Origin of the sequence: Halomonas sp. GT, from assembly GCF_002082565.1 — a bacterium.
Classification (GTDB): Bacteria; Pseudomonadota; Gammaproteobacteria; order Pseudomonadales; family Halomonadaceae; genus Vreelandella.
In genome coordinates, this window is sequence record NZ_CP020562.1 from 3770826 (window position 1) to 3791964 (window position 21139).

The window sequence follows — 21139 nt, forward strand, 5'->3', positions numbered from 1 at the left end:
GCTTCTTTTCAGGAGGTACTATAAGATGCAAACGACCCTCTCCGAGCGCTGCCTTTGGCTGCAAACGAGCGCGGAAGCCCCAGTACAATACCCTGCGTTAGCGAACCAGGAAGAGGCCGAGGTCTGTGTTGTTGGTGGCGGTATTACAGGTCTGTCCACCGCGTTACATTTGGCCGAAAAAGGCATCAAGGTCATCTTGCTGGAGGCGGGAGATATCCCCACGGGGGGTTCAGGCCGCAATGTTGGTCTGGTTAATGCTGGGCTTTGGATTCCACCCGATGACATCGTGGCCGCGCTAGGTGAAGAAAAAGGTGAGCGCGTTAATACTATTTTGGGCAGCGCGCCATCAAAGGTATTCGACATTATTGAGCGCTATGCCATTAAATGCGATGCAACGCGCACAGGCACCCTGCACCTTGGCCATAACACCAAAGGCTGCCAAGAGCTCACACGCCGCCGCGACCAGTTACAAAACCGTGGGGCGCCGGTGACCTTATTGGAAGGCGAAGAGTGCGAGCGTATGACAGGAACCGCTCAGATACATACCGCGCTGCTTGATAAGCGCGCGGGTACTATCAACCCCTGTGCCTATACGCGAGGTCTCGCTCGCGCTGCTGCAAACCTAGGGGCCACTCTCTACTGCCAAAGCCCCGTAACAGGCATCGAGCGACAAGAAGACCGCTGGCGGGTGTTAACTCAAGACGGCAGCGTGACCGCGAACAAAGTCGTCATGGCGACCAATGCGTATACCGAAGACCACTGGAATCAAGTTCGCCAACACTTCTTTACCGGCCACTATTACCAACTGGCGTCAGAACCCCTGACGGGCGAAGCCGCCGATGCGATACTGCCAGAGAAGCAAGGCGCTTGGGACACTCGGACGGTACTTAGCAGCATTCGGCGGGATAAGGCAGGCCGCTTACTGTTGGGCAGCCTGGGAAAAGGTGAAGGCAAGCCGCTGGCTTACTTAACTCGCTGGGCCGATACCATAAAAAATCATTACTTCCCTGAGCTTGGCAACGTTCGCTGGGAATACACCTGGACAGGTAAGGTCGCGTTCACACCGGACCATACCTTACGTATTTTTGAACCGGCCCCTGGAATATTGTCAGCCACTGGCTATAACGGACGCGGCATTACTACCGGCACGGTGGTCGGCCAAGGTTTTGCCCATTACATTGCAAACGATGATGACAGCCTGCTTCCGCTGCCGCTGTCGCAGCCCAAACCCATCAAAGCACGCCCGCTGTGGAGCTGTGCCTATGAAGGCGGTTTCTCGCTATATCATGCAGGTCAGTGTCTACGGGTGCTGATCTAGGAGCATTACTACGTAACAAAATGGCAGCACATTCCTGTGCTGCCGTTCTTTATAAACGACTGATTAGCTTTTCAAACTTGCCAGCACCTTCGCTTTAGAGGCATTTTCGCGCTCTGCATAGAGCGATAGCTCATCTGTCACCTGGGCACCCAATGCTTCTTCAAAGGCATCGCGATTGGCATTACCCGCGTAAGCTTCGCTCTCTGCTCCGCCTAGGTTCGACTGGAAAATACCCGCCGCACTGACCGGCAGAAAGTCTTCATAGGTAATCGGCTGTGCTTCTACCAAGCCCTGGGCGATTAACGCCTCAATATCAGCACTACCAGCGTCGTTAGCGGCCTGACCTTTTTCGGTCAGATGATAGTGAAAATACGCTAGCCCCGCACGGCGCATGGCTTCGTCGTTATCAGGGAGCTTGGCAAAGACGTTTTGCATAACCGTTTGGTGTGCGTCGTTATCCAAGCCTGCGGTTTGCTTGCGGCCTTCAGTAAGCAACTGGTCGTAAAGCGCACGGCCTTTCGGTGTTAGCGCCACTCCACGCTGCTCAATTTCACCAAAGCGAGCGGTGTGAGTACCTTGCGCGTCACCGGCAAAGCGGATTGATTCTTCCAACGCTTTAAAGCTGGTTTGGCGCAGCAAAATGGGGCATTCACGACGCGGCGGCCCTTCAATGACGGCTTTGGGGTTCATGCCCATCTCCGGCATGCGGCGCTGTACTTCGTCGATATCCAGGGTGCGTGGCGTCAGGTGATTAATATGCGGCCCACGGAAGCACACTACATCGGCAATCAAACGGTGCTCATCATGTAGCGCCTGATAAGTCTCCAGATCGACCGTCGCATCCTGATGCCAACGGAAGGTTTCCAGTGCTTCTTTGACGAACTGGTCGGTCTCTTCGCTGGTGAGTCCCCCCTGGGTTTCATGGCGCTCAATAAGTTCGCGCGCCCCTGGGGTAAAGATATCGCGCTTAGCCAGAATTTCTTCCGAACGCTGGCGCAGCGCCTCGCTTTCAATAAGCTCTAAACGCAGTAGCGAGGTAAAAACGCGGAAAGGGTTCATCGCCAACGCGTCATCGTCGATGGGCCGGAAGGCGGTTGAGTGAACCGGCACGCCTGCTTCAGAAAGGTCGTAATAACCGACCGGATACATGCCCATCACGGCAAACAGGCGGCGCAGCATGGAAAGCTCTGTAGCGGTTCCTACGCGTATGGCTCCGTGGCGCTCTACGCTCAAACGCGCCAACTCACCCTGTGCCTCCAAGCGGCGATGAAGTTCGGGCTGCTGACTAAGCGTTTCTTGATTAACGCGCTCGACAAGTTCAAGCAGCGTGCCGTACTGCGGCACTTCAGCTTGATACATGGCCGACATCGCCTTAGAGAAACGGTCGCGAACATCATTGGTTGAAAGAAGGTTCGGTTGAGTCATTTCGTTGCTCTCTCTTGCATATTGTTGGGATAAGGATGAGATACCGACGTCAATTGCGCCAATAGCGCCTGAAGCGGGTGGTGCAATGTTTGTGCTGAGTAGCGCTTCACCTGGCTGCGGCAGGAGTAGCCGGTGGCGAGCAGCTTGCCCGCGTTTTCCTCGGCTTCCACCTGGGGCTGCCAGGATTGGGCGTAGATCGTCTTCGACGTTTCGACATTGCGGGTTTCATGCCCGTAAGTGCCGGACATACCGCAGCAGCCGGTCGCCATCAGCTCAAGCTCTAAGCCAAACGCCGCAAACACCTGCTGCCAGGCCTTGGGGCTGCCCGGTGCGTTGGTTTTTTCGGTGCAGTGGGACAGCAGCTTAAAGCCAGGATCGGTTAAGTTCAGCTGGCTAGGCGCTAGCGTGTTAATGCGGGTGGCCAGCCACTCTTGCAGCATCAACACCTCGGGGACCTGCTCGGCCCCCAGGGCTTTGACGTATTCTTGGCGGTAGGTCAGCGTCATGGCGGGGTCGATCCCTACCATCGGTACGTCGAACTCTGCCAACGCCCGCAGGCGCTTGGCCTGTTTTTCCGCTGTGCGCTCAAAGGCGCCTAAAAAGCCCTGCACCTGCAGCGGTTTGCCGTTGGCAGAAAATGGCATCACAAACACTCGCAGATTCAGCCGCGACAGCAGTTCCACCACGTCCATCACCAGCTTGGCTTCAAAGTGGCTGGTGAACGCATCCTGGACAATAATCACGCTGTTAGCGCGCTGCTGCTCGGTAAGCAGTACCAGCGAGGTGGGCGTGGCTTCCGCAACGCCCCAGGCGCGCAACTGCTTTTTCACGCTGGCACGGGATAGCTGTGGGGAGTCACTCATTCCAAGCCCTTTACGCATCAGGCTATCTACCCAGCGCTGGTTGAGTAGGGCGTTATACAGCGGCGCAACCTTGGCAAGGGTTGGCAACATGAATTCGGTGCCACCGATGATGTAATCGCGCAGCGGGCGTAAATAGCGGCCGTGGTAGACCTCTAAAAACTGCGAACGGAACTGCGGCACATTGACCTTAATCGGACACTGGCCTGCACAGGATTTACACGCCAAGCAACCCGCCATGGCATCGTAAACTTGGTGAGAATAGTCGTGGTGTTGCTTACGGCTGAGCGTATTGGCAACGCGCAGTGGAAAGCGTTTAATAAAGCCCCAGCCGTTTTCGGTTTTCTTTTTGCGCGACTCTTCCACCACATCGATCCCTGCCTGGGACTGCAGACGCAGCCACTCACGCATCAAGCTGGCACGGCCTTTGGGCGAATGCACACGGTCACGGGTAGCCTTCCAGGAAGGGCACATGGGGTCATCAAGGTCGTAGTTGTAACAGGCACCGTTGCCGTTGCAATACACCGCCGCGTCATAGGCCTGCCAAGCACGTTCATCAATGGTGCGATCTAACTGGCCGCGCAGGGTGACGCCATCAATCGTTAACAGTTCAGGGTCGCTGTCTTTGGCAATCAGGTTATTGCTTTCGGCGGGAGACGCGATTTTGCCGGGGTTTAGCTGGTTATGCGGATCAAACGCGGCTTTGACGCGCTGCAGGCTGGGGTAGAGTTCACCAAAAAATCTGGGGCCGTACTCTGAGCGCACGCCTTTGCCGTGTTCCCCCCATAACAACCCGCCATACTTCTGGGTCAGGGCTGCCACTTCATCGGAAATCTCACGAATCAGTTTTTCCTGCTCGGGATCTTTCATATCCAGTGCCGGGCGCACGTGCAGCACCCCCGCATCGACATGGCCAAACATCCCGTAGGAGAGCTTTCGGGCATCCAGCGCGGCGCGAAACTCAGTAATAAAATCAGCCAAGTGCTCCGGTGGTACGGCGGTGTCTTCTACAAAGGCAATCGGGCGTTTCTCGCCCTGCACATTGCCCAGCAAACCCACTGAGCGTTTGCGCATGGCGTAGACTTTTTGGATCTGCGGACGACCTTCCGCCAGGGTGTAGCCTAAGCGCTCAACGGTAGCGTCTTGGCTCAAATGGTCAGTGAACGCCTGTACCCGTTCCGCCAAGCGCTCAGGATCATCGTCATTAAACTCGATCAGGTTAATGCCACAAATCGGCGTACTGCCGGTGGCGGGGAAAAACTCAGCTACGCTGTCCCAGACAAAGTCTTCCATGGCCAGCTGCAACACGGTGTCGTCGATGGTTTCAATCGAGGTGGGCCGAGCGCTGCTGGCCATCAATGCCTTGGCATCGCGCAGCGCGTCCATAAAGCTGGAGTAACGCACATTGATCAAAGTGGCGTGCTGGGGAATCGGCAGCACGTTCAATACCGCTTCATTCAAAAAGCCCAACGAGCCTTCCGAACCACACAGCAAGCTGTTCAGGTTCAGCTGGCCTTGCGCTTCCCGCAGGTGCGCCAGATCGTAGCCGGTTAAGCAGCGGTTGAGCGGCGGAAATTTCGCCTCAATCAGCTCACGCTGCTGGTCGATAATCTCAGCGGCGGTGGAGTGCACGCGACCAAGGATGCCTTCTTGTTGGCACTCAGCCTGTTCTTCTTCAGCGCTAAGCGCGCGGCTATGCAGATGCTGCCCCCCCAGCAGAACCGTGTCCAGTTCCAGCACATGGTCACGGGTTTTGCCGTACTCGCAGCTGCCCTGGCCGCTGGCATCGGTGGAGATCATGCCGCCGATGGTGGCACGGTTAGAAGTAGACAGCTCCGGGGCAAAAAACAACCCATGGGGCTTCAGCGCCGCGTTGAGTTGATCCTTCACCACGCCCGCCTGAACGCGCACCCGCCGTGCCTCTACATCAATCGATAGGATCTGGTTCATATGGCGGGAAACGTCCACCACGATGCCGTCGGTCAACGACTGGCCGTTGGTACCGGTGCCGCCGCCCCGAGGCGTGAGCACGATATCGCGGTGGGGCAGCTCAGCAGCCAGCTTGGCAAGGCGTTCCAGGTCTTCCGCGTGCTTAGGAAACACCGCCGCCTGAGGCAGACGCTGGTAAATAGAGTTATCCGTTGCCAGCACCGTGCGGTTGGCATAGTCAGGGGCAATCTCGCCTTCAAAGCCACGGGCGCGCAAGGCGTCGAGAAACGCCACATAGCCACGTCGCACTGCCACTTCGCTGACCATTGCGATCATGCTTTGAGCGTCTCCAGCGCGTGCTCGATGAGCCCTAGCCCTTCTGCCATGACGTCTGGTTCAGTGGTCAATGGCGGTAATAAGCGTAAGACATTACGTTTGCGGCCACTGGGCATTAATAAGACACCGGCATCACGACCGGCTACCAACAGGTTAGCTAAGTGCTCCGCACCCGTGGCGTTTTCGGTGTCTTCAAAGACGATGCCGCGCATAGCGCCAACACCAGTCATAGCGCCTACCATCGGGAAACGCTCGCTGGCCTTCCAGCGCTGATAAGCATTTACAATCGCCGCTTCTTGGGCATTACCCCATTCACTTAGCGCCTCGTCTTGCATGACATCCATCACTGCCAATGCAGCTGCACACGCGACCGCATTGCCTGAATAGGTGCCTCCCAACGCGCCTTTGGGTAAGGCATCCATTAACGCTTTACGCCCTACCAAGGCCGCAAGAGGGAGGCCCGAGGCAATACTTTTCCCCAACAGAAGCAGGTCGGGCTCGATACCGAGGTGACTGAAACCAAAACGTTTACCGGTTCGCCCGAAGCCCGATTGAATTTCGTCACAAATCAATAAAATGCCGTGCTGATCGCAGATTGCCCGCAGCGCTTTGGCAAACTGGGGGCAAAGTAAGCGAAAACCGCCTTCCCCTTGAATGGGCTCAACGACGACACAAGCCACTTCACTGGGAGCAATTTCCACGTCAAATACGCGCTCTAGGGCAGCCAGCGACTGCTCAGCGGATACCCCACTGTCCTGACTAGGAAACGGCACGTGATAAACCGGGCCAGGCAGCGCGCCCAAGCCTGCTTTATAGGGCTTAACTTTACCGTTCAAATTGAGTGCTGCCAGCGTGCGTCCATGGAAAGCATCGTCAAAGGCAATTACGCCTTGGCGACCCGTAACGCCACGGGCCACTTTCAGAGCATTTTCGGTCGCTTCCGCTCCACTGTTTGTCAGCATGCATCCCAGCGGATAAGAAACGGGCACAAACTGGTCAAGACGCTCGACAACTGAGAGGTAGCCACGATGAGGCACGGCATTAAACGCTGAATGCATAAGGGTATCGATCTGGGCTTTAACGGCTTCGACCACCGCTGGATGGCAGTGCCCCAAGTTAAGCACGCCAATACCGCCAATAAAGTCGATATAACGCTGCCCCGCCTCATCCCATACCTCTGCATTACGCCCTTTGGTAATACAAACGGGATGAAGGATGCCTAATGCACTACTGACGTTGGGAAGATCCATCGTCGAAAACGCTCCTGAAATGACCATGTGTTCCCTTATCAAACAGGTTCATATGGCAGATCACAAACGAAAAAAAACGCTAAATACATGCCAAGCAGGAATGCATTGGGTGTGAACACTTGATCAGAAGCATAATCATCCGCCGCCCAGCATAGCCCACTCATTGCTAGCACATATTCCAATAGGCAGACTATAAAAAGAAAACGTCGTGCTGGCCATGCAGATAATAAGCACAAATTATTGATTACTTAAGGGATTTCTTAAAAGCCTTTGGCATGACAAAATGGAATGCGTACGCAACTTAATTTCTTTTGTCTGTCGAGCTGCATACGTGAACAATAGCCAGCTATCTTTTTCGCGACATTTTTCACTGATCGATCCCCAGACAGTCGGATTGCGAAAATTGCTAAGCATAATTTTATTATAAATAATTTAATTAGCAGGAGTTAATATGAAAAACATTCCCTCTAACGTGTTTCCAACAAAAGTGCTATCCACAAAAGTGCTATCACCAAAAATGCTATGCGGCGTAGGCGCTACTCTTCTGCTGGCGGGCTGTGGTGGCGAGAGCAAACCTAATATCGCTATTGGCCCTCCTGCCAGCACCACTCAAAGCGTTTCTCAACTACTTTTTGATGCCTATGGTATTGGTAGCGACAAGTACAATACCTATCAAGAAGGGTTTGGTGCTGCACTCGATGGCGTACAAGATGGCAACATTGATATTTCTATCGGCATTCTTGGTTTGCCTTCTGGCAGCATTGAGAACTTACAAGCCTCGAGTGGCGATGCACGTCTGATCAGTTTAAGCGATGACGCTATTGACTATATTGAAGAGAATAGTGCCTATCAGCGCTTTACGATTCCTGCTAATAGCTATGCTTTTCAAAATGAAGATGTAAATACTATTACGGCTTATGCCATTTTAGTTGGCAACACGAATACGATTGATGAAGACCTAGGTTATGAACTAGCGCGCTTAATGCATGAGCATGCTGAAGAAAACACGCATTCTCAATCTGCGTTTATTACCCTTGAAAATGCACTGAATGGCTCAGAAGGTTTGCCCATTCACCCCGGTGCTAAAAAATATTACGAAGAGCAAGGCCTAACCGTAGATAACCCGGTCGCTGAGCTTGGCGAAACTGAAGACAAAGAAGAATTTATTTTAGGTACCGGTAGCCAAGGCGGCACTTACTACCCACTGGGCGGTGAGATGGCCACTATTTGGAACCGTTACCTGGAAAACCATAACTTCACCAATATTGAAACTGGCGCTTCAATCGAAAACTTAGTGAGCATCCGTGATAACGGTATGGATCTCGGAATGACCGTACACGCACCCGCACAAGATGCCATAGCAGGCAGCGGTGAGTTCGAAAGTGGTGCTATTGATAACGTTGCCTTTATCGGACACATCTACCCTGAAGTCATTCAGATCGTCACCCGTGAACGCTCCAACATTGAGAGCCTAAGTGACCTAACCGATTGATGTTCCCTTTTCGCCGCTGGCTGAGCCAGCGGCGTTATATGCATGAGGTTTAATCGTGGATAAAAAAAAACTCCTGACGAAGCGGCGCTGTTAGAAAAGTATGATCGTGAGTCACAAGTACGTTCCGCACTACAGCTAGGCAAGTGGGGATGGCTGATCACCCTAATGGGTGTATCACTGACGTGTTTTCATCTCTATACCGCTTATTTTGGTACGCTACCGTCACAGCAGCAAGGCGCCGTCCACTTAGGGCTTGCTTTGGGGATGATCTTTATTCTATTCCCTGCAACGCGAGGCGCAGGCAGGCGCAATGGAGTGCCGTGGTACGACGTACTACTCGCCTTCGCAGCAACTTTTGCTGCCTACTATAAAATCCTGTTTTATGAAGAAGTCCTGCGTGCAAGGGTCACGGGCTATTCAGCTTTTGATCTAACGATTGCCGCACTCGGCGTGCTGTTTGTACTAGAAGCAACTCGCCGTACCGTTGGTATGCCAATCGTTGTCATGGCCACGCTGGCAATTCTTTATGCGCTGTTTGGCAACCTGATCCCAAGCCCTTTGCTTTCCCATCCTGGCTTCTCTCTTGAGCAGGTGTCTCCTTACCTATGGTTTAGGGAAAGCGGCGTTTTTGGCACGCCCTTGCAAATATCAGCGCGCTTTATCTTCTTATTCTTGTTTTTCGGTGTTGTTCTGATGCATACCGGCGTCGGGCGATTCTTTAATGACTTAGCCTTTGCATTAACCGGACGCTTTACGGGTGGTGCTGGCAAAGCCGCCGTTATAGCAAGTTCGCTTCAGGGTATGATTTCGGGAAGCTCTATCGGCAACACTGTGGCTTCTGGCTCTTTCACCATTCCTATGATGAAAAATGCCCGCTTCAAGCCCGAAGTAGCAGGAGCCGTCGAAGCGTCAGCCTCTACCGGCGGTCAGATCATGCCCCCCTTAATGGGCGCGGCGGCTTTTATCATGGTGGAATACGTGGGCGTCTCTTACCGCGAAATCATGTTCTCGGCACTGATTCCCGCCATTCTCTATTTTGCGGGTATTTTTATCGGGGTTCATTTCGAAGCCAAGCGTCATCGCATTCTCGGCCTTCCCAAAGATCAATTGCCCAGCAAACGTAAGCTCATACTGTCAAAAGGCTACATGTTGCTGCCTTTGCTCGTCATTATTACGACTATTAGCGTTGGCTTTACCGCTCAGCGAGCAGCGCTACTGGGTATCGCATGTGCGTTTGCTGTCAGTTTGGCGCGCAAAGAAACACGCCCTTCGTTAAAAGATATAGTGGTTATTTTTGAAAAAGGCGCGCGCGTGGCACTGCCAGTGATCGCTGCAGTTGCTTGCGCTGGCATTATCGCTGGCGTGGTAGGCATGACAGGAATGGGGTCAAAATTTGCTGCTGGTATTATTAGTCTGGCTGATGGCGTTTTGATACTTGCGCTGTTGTTCACGATGATTGCTTGTATTGTTTTGGGCATGGGGTTACCCACAACGGCAAACTATGTGGTTACTGCTACGATTGCCGCACCAGCGCTTATTAATGAGTTCGGCCTTCCGCCAATGGCAGTGCACTTGTTTGTCTTTTATTTCGGCATTATCGCCGATATTACACCTCCCGTTTGTTTAGCCGCGTTCGCAGGTGCGGGCATTGCACAAGCCAACCCGATGAAGACCGGCTTTACGGCGGTTAAATTGGCGATTGGTGCGTTTATTATTCCTTATGCCTTCATTTATAATCCTGTGCTGGTATTAGTCGAACCTACGCTGCTAGGTCTTTTAAGCGCGTTGTTCTTTTCACTCGTAGGGATTATGGGCGTCAGCAGTGCACTACTCGGCTACTTTGTGCGCGATTCCTTCTTCTGGGAGCGTCTGGTACTGTTAGTCGCAGGGCTTGCCATGGTGGTTCCTGAGCTGCTAACCAGCGGTTTGGGCTTACTTGCCATGGTGACAGTGGGCTGGCTTCAATCGCGTCGACCTGATAAATATCAGGAGGCCACGACGCTCGCCTAATGAGCCATTATAAAAGCCTAGCTTCCCCCCGGCGCTTAGTCGCCGGGGCGGCTTTCAGGTCATCAGGAGCGCCAGGTTTGGCATCACGTAATCTTCCTTCTACGGCGGCTATGCAATGCTTTGAAGCAGCCGCACGCCATATGAGTTTTACTCGAGCAGCAGACGAGCTAAACCTCACACAAAGTGCTGTCAGTAAACAAGTCGCGCACCTCGAAACCACCTTGCAACACAAGCTATTTCGTCGCGTGCGACGCAGCCTACTGCTAACCCCTGAAGGTGCCATTTTTTTAAGTGACGTTCGTAAAGTGCTCACTCAAATTGAGATGTCGACACAAGCGATAATGACCTACAGCGGTAATAGCGAGGTTCTTAAAATCGCCACATTACCTAGCTTCGGTAGCCGTTGGCTAGCCAATAAGTTACCTACCTTTCTGGCCGCCAATCCCGGCATTAGTTTGGAGTTTCATGACCGCGTAAAAGATTTCGATCTTGAGCAGCAAGATATCGATATTGCTCTGTTTTATGGACATGGAAGTTGGCCAAGCCTTGCTTGCCATAAGCTTATTGATGAGGATATGGTCGCTGTTGCCTCCCCTGAATTACTCGCTCGGCACCCCATCCAGTCAGTGGATGACTTAACACAACTACCGCTACTTCACCTCTCGACACGCCCTGACGCATGGCACCATTGGTTTGCAAACCAAGAGATCATCACTGACCGTAGCTATCATGGCACCCGCTTCGAGACCTTTCCTATGCTGGTGCGAACGGCAATGGCAGGCGGTGGGGTCGCGCTAGTACCTCACTTTACCGTCGATGAAGAGTTGGAAGGTGGCCGACTGACCGTCGCTTGGCCATATCGGTTGCTCAGCGAGAGTGCTTATTATCTTGTTTACCCTGAACACTTGGGGGAACTCGCCAAAGTGCGGCGCTTTGTAGAGCATGTTACCCAGTTTAGTGATTGATACTGGCACAGTACTACGCTCTGCTATGTTTGAGCTAAACAACTAGCCATTGCTTTGTGCCAAACAATTACCTCATTTAATCCCTATTAAAAGCTTAGCGCTATTAATATGTTTATATGTTCATACGCTTGAGATTTTATAACAGCATTGATAACTATCGGGCAGAAGCACCAAAGAAGAAAACATCTTTTTTACGTCACTCCCACCCGAGAGTACACCTTAGGTCAGTCAATGGTGTCGACAAATTCGCTGAGATCCCGCACTCGACTCTTGTCGATAGTCACGCCAAGTCCAGGTGAATCATCCAACACAATATGCGTTTCATCTCCCGGCATCTGGGCAACATCTTCGCCAATCATGGCAGGCCCCACCAAGTCATTCGCAATAATATTGGGATGCGCCAGCGCTAAGTGGGCACCCGCGAGCGTCGCGATCGAGGACTCCACCATAGAGCCTATCTGGCAGGGTATATCAGCCGCCATCCCGACCTCTGCCATCGCCATAGCAGGACGTAGGCCAGAGGATTTCATTAACTTGATGTTAACCATGTCAGCAGCGTTTAGTTGAATCACATCCAACATCTCTTTAACACCATGAATAGGCTCATCAGCCATAATCATGGCATCAGTTGACTGAGTCACACGGGCCATGGCGGCGAGATTCTCCATAGCGACGGGTTGCTCAAACCAATCCACTTGATAGGGCGCTGCATGCCGAATGACCTGAAGCGCTTGCTTAGCACTCCATCCTTGATTGGCATCCACACGCAACGCAATCGATCGATCTAGCGCCTCTCTAACACGTGCAATCCGCTCAATATCATGTTCCGGCGTATCTCCCAGTTTGATTTTGATGGACTGATAACCGCGTCGAGCAGCCTCTTTCGCCTGACGCGCCATCTCCTCCGGCGCTAACATGCTGATAACGTATGGAAGTTCCAATCTAGCATGGCTACGCCCACCTAGCAGCGCATAAAGCGGCTTTCCGCACTCACGCGCCACCAAGTCGTGAAGCGCAATATCGAGAGCTGCTTTCGCTGAGGGGTTATGGCGAATTTTAAGGTTGGCAGCATGATGGAATTGCGCAATATCACTGGCGTCGGCGCCCATTAGCAAGGGCGCTAGCTCACGGGTTATGATTTCTCGTGCGCCAAGATACGTCTCTCCAGACACATGCTGGTCTACCACGGCTTCACCCCAGCCAACCTGGCCAGAAGCAGTTTCGATGCTGACAATCAGGCTGGCGATATCGTGATAAGTGTCATAGGCAATCTTAAATGGTTGTTTAAGCGGAAGACGCACACCATATACCGTGATTTTGTTAATACGCATTATTGATGCCTTATTTATGTCCAGGAAAAGATCTGCGCCAGAGTAATCATGAGACTTGCCATACCCAGCTGAAGAATCGCTAATGGCAGTATCCATTTGATCCACTTACTCCACGACACACCTGCCACCGCAAGCCCTGCCATGAAATATCCCGACGTTGGGGTAAGAATATTCGAGATGCCATCACCAAACTGAAACGCAAGAACAGCCGTCTGACGGGTGACTCCCACAAGATCTGCAAGAGGCACCATCAAAGGCATGGTTAGTGCTGCTTGGCCACTGCCAGAAGGGACTAAGAAGTTCAGGATGAGTTGAACGAAAAACATACATACAGCAGTAATCACCGCGGGCATTCCGCTCAGAAGTCCTTCGAGATGATAAAGAATAGTATCTAGAATATTCCCGTTTCTCAGAATCACCAGGATGCCAAAGGCAAAGCCTACTACCAGCGCGCCCATCGCAATCTCCTGAATGCCCTCAACAAAGTGGTCGGCAATTTTATTCGGATTCATACGCGCAAATGCGCCGATCAAAATAGCCATCAAGAGAAAGGCGCCGGACATCTCACCGATATACCAGCCATGGCGTATCACTCCATAGGCAATAACGAGAATAGTGCCTACGAAAGCAGCGAGGACGAGTTTATCGGCTGCCGATAACGCGCCTGGATCTTCATTGGCTTGCGGTTTGCCAAATTGACGGCGATCACTATTAAAGACAGGGCTCGCTTCGGGGTGAGCTTTCACTTTGGCCGCATAACGCGTTACGAAAGCAATACTGACACTGACGAATATTAGCCAGTAACAGGCTCTAAGGGTCATTCCAGAAAAAATAGGGAGTTCAGCGATATCCTGGGCAACGCCGACGGTAAAAGGATTCATAAACGCTGCAGAGAAACCGGCACCAGCACCTACCAGCGGTACCGCTGCGGCCGTAATAGAGTCATATCCCAGCATACGAAGTAACGGTGCGAGAATAATAATAAAGGCTATTGTTTCTTCTGCGAGCCCGAAAGTTGCTCCCCCCATTGCAAATAAAAGCATCAGTAAAGGTATAAGAATGAGATCACGTCCAGTAAGCGCATTACTGATACTGGCAACAACTTTTTGTAATACCCCGGTTGCTTTAAGAACGCCAAACGCGCCACCCGAGATAAAAATAAAGAAGATAATGCTACTGCCTTCTCCCATCCCCTCAAAGACCGCCATGAACGGACTTAACCAGCTAGCTTCTTGCGCTTCCACCGCCGCATAACTGTCTGGTACTACAACCGTACGCCCTTGCTCATTGGTTACACGCTCATAGCTACCCGCCTGAAGAAAGTGGGTTGATAAAGCAGCGAGACAGATAAAGCTAAATAACACGACAAAAATATGCGGGAAGCGAAATGTTGATCGTGAACTCTTCTCGTGTGTCATTGTTTTTTCGAGAGGTGTCATGGGGTATCCCCAGTTTATTGATGGTTATCGAGAAACTGCATTGCCACACTTGTCAGAAAGTCGCTTCCAATCGACAGAATGGCATCGTTAAAGTCATAGTCAGGCTGGTGAAGTTTTGGTGTTTGTGGCCCGGAACCATTACCAATCCATGCATAGGCACCAGGAATATGCGCAAGAAAAGCCCCCATATCATCAGCTCCCATGCTGGCTGGGTGCTCAACCAGCTGTTCATGCCCCCAACGCTGCACCACTACATCGCGGCACAGTTGGGCACAACCGCTGTCGTTGGAAACCGCCGGTGTTGAAGGAACGTAGTCGAGTGTGACGTCGCATCCTGTTGTCTTGGAAATCCCTTCTGCAACGTCGTTAATCCGCCTCTCAAGACGTTTACGTAGCTCAGGTTTAAAGCAGCGCGCAGTACCCGTCAGCCGAGCAGTCGCCGGAATAATGTTGCTAGCATGGCCGCTTTGCAGGCTGCCGAGACTGATAACAGCAATGTCCTGGGGATCAACATTACGACTGACAATATGTTGAATGGCAGTTGTAAATAGGCTAGCCGCGACGATGGGGTCTGTCGTGAGGTGAGGCATCGCTCCATGCCCCCCTGTGGAGTGGAATGTCACCTCAAAATCATCGCTTGATGCCATGTGAGGGACGTCATGGATGACAAAACGCCCGGCGTCCACACCTGGCCAATTGTGCAGTCCAAATATCGCGTCGATGGAAAATCGCTCCTGGAGTCCCTCCGCAAGCATCGCTTCAGCACCAGTACCAATTTCCTCGGCAGGTTGAAAAATCAACACGACAGTTCCCTGAGCTGGGCGCTGGTTAACCAATTGTGCAGCAGCAGCCATCAGCATTGCCGTATGTCCGTCATGCCCACATGCATGCATTACATTTGACTGGCTGGAGCGATGCGAAAACTGATTAGCTTCCTCGAGTGGCAAGGCATCGAAGTCGGCTCGAAGCCCAACGGTTGCACCCGTGATAGCGCTTTTGATAACGCCGACCACACCGTAGCCTCCTATCCCCTCATGCACCTCATCTACCCCCAGGTCACGTAGCGTCATTGCAATACGCTCAGCTGTCATAAACTCCTGGCCAGATAACTCTGGGTGCTGGTGAAGATCCCTACGAAACGTGATCATTTTCTCAAGCTCAATGGCTGATAACGTCATGAGAGGTAAAACCTTGTTGTAAAGTGGTAAATCCTGGAAGTAATGAGCCGTCTGGCGTCCGCGGTAACGCAGGCTTATGCAACATGAGTTGCGTACGCCGTTATACGCTTAGCCAGATTGTTTTTGAGTATGTTGTAACGCTTAGCACGAATAAAATACTTCTTCCCGATAGCGTCATACCTTTATGAGATGAGGCTTTAGTTGTATTTTCTGTACGAAATGAGACGCGCATCGTGACGTCATCGGGAGCGGACATGAACACAAAAAAACTAAGGTACTTTATGGCGGTGGTCGAAGCGGGTTCGATATCGTCTGCAGCCAAGCAGATACCGATCGCTCAACCCGCCTTGACGCGACAGATACATCAACTTGAAGCCGATATCGGGGCAGTCCTGTTTTATCGTGACCGCAAAGGGGTATCTCTGACCCAAGCGGGGCATTACCTATATGCCAACGGGCAGCGTCTACTGTCAGAACTCGAAAGTGTCGCGAAAAAAACACGCGATATTGCCAATGGCTACCGCGAAAGCCTCTCGCTCGGGATTAGCACCATACATCCCTATATTCCTAGCATCACAGCACTTATCAGCAGATTTCGCTCACGCTATCCATCAACGCAGTTAACACTGGAGTCAATGTTGTCGGGGCCTCAGGCAGAGGCGATTCTGGCGGGTAGGCTCGATGCAGGCATTCTATTCATTGAACGAGAAGATGAACCACGGCTAGATTACTATCCGTTAGCCAGTTTTCGTATGGCGGTCTTCACCAGTAGATGCCACCCTCTCATAGCGACTGCTCCGACCTCGCTTAAGGATTTTCACGATGCGCCATTCATTCGATTTAGCCGAACCTCAACGCCTGGCAGCTTCGACCGATTAGATAGGTGCTTTAAGAACGTAGGCTTCGTACCCAATACTGTTCAGGAGTGCCGCGATGACATCACTATTCGCAGTTTGGTCGCAACAGGAATGGGGTATGCGATTATGCCAAGCATCATGGCACTAGGGGATGAAGACATTGTCGCCTATGAATTAGACGACTTGCCAATAGCCACAGACCTCATGCTTGCTTGGCAAAAAGGTCGCCAGCCAGAGGCAGTAAAAACACTATGCCAGCTCGCCGAAGAATCACACTAACTCCATCACTAACGACGAAAAAGATTATATCTAATGACAAAAGTTGCGATATTTATTGATATTCAAAACGTATATTACACCGTGCGAGAAGCGTATGGTAAAAACTTTGATTACAACAAATTCTGGGCAAAAGTAACCAATAACAGGGACGTTGTGGCTGCTTTTTGCTATGCCATCGACAGAGGTGACCAAAAGCAACAGGAGTTTCAAAATATACTCAGAGCAATTGGTTTTCATGTAAAGCTGAAACCTTTTATCCAACGTTCAGACGGTTCTGCGAAAGGCGACTGGGATGTTGGCATTGCTCTCGATGCAATGGAATACGCAGAACAAGCAGATATTATTGTATTAGTGTCAGGCGATGGGGACTTTGATCTTTTAGTCAACAAAATACGCGTTAAGCATGATAAAAAAGTTGAGGTTTATGGCGTCCCCCAACTTACGGCAGCCTCATTAATAAATGAGGCCAGCGAGTTTATAGCGATAGATCGTTCACTCTTGCTACGTTAGGTTTCTAATAGCGTCGCTTAGCTGCAGACGCTAGGCGCGTGGCAACTGATCGACCCGCGTTAGGATAAGCCGCCGTCCCGCATTCGGGGAGAAGTGAAACTGGCCTTCTACCTCCACACTTTCATCTAAATAGGGCGCTATTTCCTGAGGGGGGAATATCTCAACCCGATTGAGCTCTTCGTCTTCAATCCAATAATGAAGAGGGTCATCGAAATGCCTTACGACGCCCTGAGTAATAATTTGCCTGTCGTCAAAAGCAGCTGGATTGTTCACCAATATGCTCAATGGCACCGTTACTGTTAGTTGCCCGCGACATCCGCTGATAAGAGTTACCATCAGCAGCATAGCTACCATAAGGCCAAGGCGTTTTTGAAGTGATTTCATTGCGACGCTCCCTTCACTGTTGTTTGTCTTTTTGATCTCTATAGGCGTGGCCAGTATTAGCTTCGCAGGCGGACTGTACTCCCGCCATTCCCTCTATTTCTTGTACATACTTTATATTCGTGATGGCTCGCGGTAATGTTAACGCTCAATTTATGTCTTGCGTTGCTTAATACTGCATTTTCACAGCGAAACATAACGCTAAAGAGCCAGCCCATGACCCACACTGTGTTAGCAAGAGCGACTGCCGCGCTTAAAAACCTATTTATTGGCGATGCACTGGCCATGCCCGTGCACTGGTTCTATAACGTTCACGATATCGATAGTGCTTTTCCAGGTGGGATAAAAACATTTGAAGCGCCTCCCAAATTCCACCCTTCCTCGATTATGTCGATGCACTCTACCAGTGGCGGTGGTCGCAAACGTACAGCGATTAGTCAACAGCCTGAGATTGTTGGCGGTGTCATTCTGAAAGGAAAGCAGTCGTACTGGGATCGTCCAAATGTACATTATCACCAGGGCATGGCTCCTGGAGATAACACGCTCAATGCACACTGTGCGTTAGCGCTAATGAAAACCATGGCGGCGCCAGAGCAACACTATAATAGTGACACCTTCCTTCAAGCTTATATCCGCATAATGACAGCAGAGACACCAGCCCACCCGGATACCTACGCCGAATCTTACCACCGCGGCTTTTTTGCAAATCTTGATAAGGGGTTGCCGCCCAAACAGTGTGGTGCGGTGACTCACGATACGCCTTCCATTGGAGGCTTAGTGACAATTGCCCCGCTGGTAATTGGCGAACGTATGAAGGGCACCTCTCTGACAGATACACGTAAGCTTTGCCGACAGCATCTCGCTCTGACACACCCGGACAACTTTCTCGCCGAGGTTTGCGACGCCTACGTTGAACTGATCGACGGTTTACTATTCCGCGAACACGAAAGCTCGGTTCAGGAAATGCTACTACAGGGCACACGTGGCTTATCGAAACGTGATCTGAAAAAACTCGTTGCTAGCCAATATAGCGAACGCGAAGTCGTCGGAAGCATTTTATCCACAGCCTGTTACATTACTGACGCCTGGCCTGCGGTGCTATATCTTACCTGCAAACACCAACAGAACCCCCTTAAGGCCTTACAAATCAATGCAGAAATTGGCGGTGACAACGTGCACAGAGGTGCCGTGCTAGGTGTATTACTGGGGCTGATCAACGGCGAAGCCGACGAAGATTTATTTGCCCGGTTAACCGAACATGCGTCGATTAACCGGGCCATTGAGGGTCTTTTTTAAACCTCGCTAGGCACGACGCTCCCATAGCGTGACTTCCGAGAGGCTGTGCTGGTATTTATGCATGGTCTCACGAATCACAAAGGGCACTTTTTCAGGGGCGCTAATCATCCGGAAATTGGGTTCAAGCAGCGCTTTAAGGCCATCCAACGTGCTAACGTTTTCACCATCTTTCTTGAACCCACCAATCCACTCTTCCTTGGGCGTGTACTCTTCCAGCCAAGTATAAGGCGAGGCGATCATCAAAATGCCGCCTACATTGATGCGCTGATGGATCGTTTGCAGAAACTGTGCAGGCTTGTAAAGTCGGTCGATCAGGTTGGCGGCCAGTACAAGATCATAATTGCTGAACTGTGGCTTGAGATTGCATGCATCACCTTGATGAAAGCTAACGCGGCTCGCCGACTCTTCCAGCCCCAGACTCGCTAACGTACGCTCCTGGTAGCTGACTAGTTCGCCCTCTTCCACACGGGTATAACGCAACACTTTTTGCTCGGCCATCTCCACGCCCTGGCGAATAAAGTTAGCCGAGAAGTCCACGCCATCAACGTGTTCAAACTCGCGGGCCAGCTCAAAACTGGAGCGCCCACTGGCACACCCTAGATCGAGGGCGCGCTTCTTCTGCTTGCCCGACAGGCTGTCCAACGCCCGGTTGGCCAATGCTTGTGGGAAGTTAGCAACGCCAAACCAGTCATCGCCGTAATGAAACTCTGCATACTCAGCCATGCGAGCATCGCTTTCATAATAGGCGCTGGGCAGCGTAACCTCTGCATCCGACACCACATAGCGGAAACCTGCATGCTGGAAAAAATGACGCCGAAACGCATAGCGGGCACTAAGACGCGTTTCGTTACCACACGATATCCATGAGCCGCCCTTAATCAGATTATGCTGATTGTCGAAAGTCGGTGTTGTGAAATCATCGTACAGCGGATGAACATCAAACCCTGGGAATGGATAGGTCGGGGTCTCCACCCATTGCCAGACGTTGCCCACGACATCAAACCACTGACCGTGCTGAAAACGAGTCACTGGGCAGGAGGAAGCGCCATGATCCAGATGCAGGTTGGCATTGGCGGGCGAACCACTATTTAGCTCGGTGACACCGGCTTCTTCAACCAAGCGATGCCATTCATCCTCTGTTGGCATACGAACAGGCTGGCCGATCTGCTCACTTTTCCAGTTGCAGAAGGCTTTGGCTTCATGGAAGTTGACTTCAACAGGCCAATCCCAAGGCATCTCTACTTCCTCTGTCATCAAGCGTAGACACCATTCGTTTTTCCACACCCAAAAAGTGGGGTGCGTCGCTTTAGCAAATTTGCGCCAGCTCAACCCTTCTTCAGACCAAAACGTATCGCTCAAATAGCCGCCAGCTTCTACAAACTCAAGAAACTCACTGTTACTCACCAAGAACTGGCTAGCCTTGAACTCATCCACATCAGCCTTGTGATGGCCGTACTCGTTATCCCAGCCGTACCAAGGGTCGTCAAAGGACTTGCCTAAGGTTACCCCTCCCCCTGGCACTGTGATCAGGCTGTTTTCCGGTGGCTCTCCGCTAATGCTCACCGGCTCCCATTCTCTCTGGGGAGTCACCAGATGAAGCTGCTGTTGACGGATTAATACTGACGACGTTTCCAGGTGAATCCGCTCGTGCTCAATGCCCATGACAATGGGCCAAAATGGGCTGTCCCAACCAACTGGCAGCGTAAGCGGTAGCTCTCGAATCAATGTGAGTACCGCCGCACGAACCTTGTCGCGGTAGCTCATGACATCACTGACTGACGGCCACTCATAGTGGTCATCATTCAGGTCATCCCAACTCATCTCATCGACGCCAACAGCAAAAATAGACTCCATGTTGGGATCGATACGAGTGGGCAGGAGTTTAGCCAGCACTAGCTTGTTGACGAAAAACGTCGCGGTATGCCCGAGGTAGAAAATCAGTGGATGCCTAAGAGGGATGGACTTCCGAACGTACGCTTCCTCGCTCACTAATGTAGTAAAAAGCGACTCATAGCGGTCAAACGTCGCGGTAAAACAGGTCTCAATATCCCGACGTGTCGCGTCAGGATCATTACCAGCCAGCATCACAGTGCGGGGGAAAAGGCCGAATGATGTCGATTCCTTCAGCCCAGCTTGGGAATTGGTGGAAGTCATCTCTTGGAGCACCTTTTTATCTTTAAAAACATGAGTTTTCTCGCACCCCGCCCAGGTATGGCGGCCTCTCTATCACCACCGCTGAATTGCATTTGCACGAGGCAGATACCTATGATCATTAAAAACCAT

15 protein-coding genes are annotated in these 21139 nt (G+C 51.7%); 7 read left to right on the forward strand and 8 right to left on the reverse strand.

Going from position 1 to position 21139, the window contains the following annotated elements:
- The first annotated feature begins 25 nt into the window (after positions 1-25).
- Positions 26-1318, forward strand: coding sequence for an L-pipecolate oxidase (amaA, locus tag B6A39_RS17075; protein WP_083007509.1), 1293 nt, complete (start codon positions 26-28; stop codon positions 1316-1318).
- A gap of 63 nt (positions 1319-1381) precedes the next feature.
- On the opposite strand, the gene hglS is transcribed toward amaA, so the two are convergent.
- The 3 genes from hglS to B6A39_RS17090 are packed head-to-tail and all read right to left on the reverse strand — an operon-like array spanning position 1382 to position 7145.
- A complete protein-coding gene (gene hglS, locus B6A39_RS17080; RefSeq protein ID WP_083007510.1) occupies positions 1382-2743 on the reverse strand; it encodes a 2-oxoadipate dioxygenase/decarboxylase HglS in 1362 nt (453 codons plus the stop codon).
- Positions 2740-5868, reverse strand: coding sequence for a D-2-hydroxyglutarate dehydrogenase YdiJ (ydiJ, locus tag B6A39_RS17085; RefSeq protein ID WP_083007511.1), 3129 nt, complete (start codon positions 5866-5868; stop codon positions 2740-2742). The genes hglS and ydiJ overlap by 4 nt, the downstream gene beginning before the upstream one ends.
- Positions 5865-7145 carry a 2-aminoadipate transaminase gene (locus B6A39_RS17090; RefSeq protein WP_232318731.1) on the reverse strand — a complete coding sequence of 427 codons (1281 nt, stop codon included), beginning with the start codon at positions 7143-7145 and terminating at the stop codon, positions 5865-5867. The genes ydiJ and B6A39_RS17090 overlap by 4 nt, the downstream gene beginning before the upstream one ends.
- Before the next feature lie 424 nt (positions 7146-7569).
- On the opposite strand from B6A39_RS17090, the gene B6A39_RS17095 reads away from it, so the two are divergent.
- From B6A39_RS17095 to B6A39_RS17105, 3 genes are all read left to right on the forward strand, one after another.
- Complete coding sequence (locus B6A39_RS17095) at positions 7570-8610, forward strand: TAXI family TRAP transporter solute-binding subunit (RefSeq protein ID WP_083007513.1); 1041 nt, start codon at positions 7570-7572, stop codon at positions 8608-8610.
- Positions 8611-8766: 156 nt separating this feature from the next.
- On the forward strand, positions 8767-10620 hold the full coding sequence (locus B6A39_RS17100) for a TRAP transporter permease (protein ID WP_269747997.1): 1854 nt from the start codon (positions 8767-8769) through the stop codon (positions 10618-10620).
- Between the two features lie 77 nt (positions 10621-10697).
- Positions 10698-11585, forward strand: coding sequence for a LysR substrate-binding domain-containing protein (locus tag B6A39_RS17105; RefSeq protein WP_083007515.1), 888 nt, complete (start codon positions 10698-10700; stop codon positions 11583-11585).
- A gap of 224 nt (positions 11586-11809) precedes the next feature.
- Here B6A39_RS17105 and B6A39_RS17110 read toward each other — a convergent pair whose 3' ends face one another.
- From B6A39_RS17110 to B6A39_RS17120, 3 genes are read right to left on the reverse strand one after another with little or no spacing between them, the layout of a single operon-like run.
- Positions 11810-12916 (reverse strand): mandelate racemase/muconate lactonizing enzyme family protein, encoded by a 1107-nt coding sequence (locus B6A39_RS17110; RefSeq protein ID WP_198036736.1) that lies wholly within the window; start codon positions 12914-12916, stop codon positions 11810-11812.
- 14 nt (positions 12917-12930) lie between these two features.
- Positions 12931-14355: a YfcC family protein gene (locus B6A39_RS17115; protein WP_083007517.1), complete on the reverse strand. Its 1425-nt coding sequence runs from the start codon at positions 14353-14355 to the stop codon at positions 12931-12933.
- Positions 14356-14369: 14 nt separating this feature from the next.
- Entirely contained in the window at positions 14370-15533 is a 1164-nt protein-coding gene (locus tag B6A39_RS17120; RefSeq protein WP_083007518.1) for a M20 metallopeptidase family protein, read from the reverse strand.
- A gap of 254 nt (positions 15534-15787) precedes the next feature.
- On the opposite strand from B6A39_RS17120, the gene B6A39_RS17125 reads away from it, so the two are divergent.
- Entirely contained in the window at positions 15788-16669 is an 882-nt protein-coding gene (locus tag B6A39_RS17125; RefSeq protein WP_083007519.1) for a LysR family transcriptional regulator, read from the forward strand.
- 33 nt (positions 16670-16702) lie between these two features.
- Entirely contained in the window at positions 16703-17179 is a 477-nt protein-coding gene (locus B6A39_RS17130; RefSeq protein WP_083007520.1) for an NYN domain-containing protein, read from the forward strand.
- Positions 17180-17209: 30 nt separating this feature from the next.
- On the opposite strand, the gene B6A39_RS17135 is transcribed toward B6A39_RS17130, so the two are convergent.
- Positions 17210-17563 (reverse strand): hypothetical protein, encoded by a 354-nt coding sequence (locus B6A39_RS17135; RefSeq protein WP_083007521.1) that lies wholly within the window; start codon positions 17561-17563, stop codon positions 17210-17212.
- Between the two features lie 213 nt (positions 17564-17776).
- Between B6A39_RS17135 and B6A39_RS17140 the strand changes: the two genes are divergently transcribed.
- Complete coding sequence (locus B6A39_RS17140; protein ID WP_083007522.1) at positions 17777-18856, forward strand: ADP-ribosylglycohydrolase family protein; 1080 nt, start codon at positions 17777-17779, stop codon at positions 18854-18856.
- A gap of 6 nt (positions 18857-18862) precedes the next feature.
- Here B6A39_RS17140 and ovoA read toward each other — a convergent pair whose 3' ends face one another.
- Positions 18863-21010, reverse strand: a complete 2148-nt coding sequence (ovoA, locus tag B6A39_RS17145) for a 5-histidylcysteine sulfoxide synthase (RefSeq protein ID WP_083007523.1) — start codon at positions 21008-21010, stop codon at positions 18863-18865.
- Between the last annotated feature and the right edge of the window lie 129 nt (positions 21011-21139).

Bases quoted from the DNA above. Each gene is read 5' to 3' on its own strand.
- hglS (WP_083007510.1), bottom strand. From the start codon at position 2,743: ATGACTCAACCGAACCTTCTTTCAACCAATGATGTTCGCGACCGTTTC.
- amaA (WP_083007509.1), top strand. From the start codon at position 26: ATGCAAACGACCCTCTCCGAGCGCTGCCTTTGGCTGCAAACGAGCGCG.
- B6A39_RS17095 (WP_083007513.1), top strand. From the start codon at position 7,570: ATGAAAAACATTCCCTCTAACGTGTTTCCAACAAAAGTGCTATCCACA.
- ovoA (WP_083007523.1), bottom strand. From the start codon at position 21,010: ATGACTTCCACCAATTCCCAAGCTGGGCTGAAGGAATCGACATCATTC.
- B6A39_RS17120 (WP_083007518.1), bottom strand. From the start codon at position 15,533: ATGACGTTATCAGCCATTGAGCTTGAGAAAATGATCACGTTTCGTAGG.
- B6A39_RS17130 (WP_083007520.1), top strand. From the start codon at position 16,703: ATGACAAAAGTTGCGATATTTATTGATATTCAAAACGTATATTACACC.
- B6A39_RS17115 (WP_083007517.1), bottom strand. From the start codon at position 14,355: ATGACACCTCTCGAAAAAACAATGACACACGAGAAGAGTTCACGATCA.
- B6A39_RS17140 (WP_083007522.1), top strand. From the start codon at position 17,777: ATGACCCACACTGTGTTAGCAAGAGCGACTGCCGCGCTTAAAAACCTA.
- B6A39_RS17110 (WP_198036736.1), bottom strand. From the start codon at position 12,916: ATGCGTATTAACAAAATCACGGTATATGGTGTGCGTCTTCCGCTTAAA.
- B6A39_RS17135 (WP_083007521.1), bottom strand. From the start codon at position 17,563: ATGAAATCACTTCAAAAACGCCTTGGCCTTATGGTAGCTATGCTGCTG.
- B6A39_RS17090 (WP_232318731.1), bottom strand. From the start codon at position 7,145: ATGGTCATTTCAGGAGCGTTTTCGACGATGGATCTTCCCAACGTCAGT.
- ydiJ (WP_083007511.1), bottom strand. From the start codon at position 5,868: ATGATCGCAATGGTCAGCGAAGTGGCAGTGCGACGTGGCTATGTGGCG.
- B6A39_RS17125 (WP_083007519.1), top strand. From the start codon at position 15,788: ATGAACACAAAAAAACTAAGGTACTTTATGGCGGTGGTCGAAGCGGGT.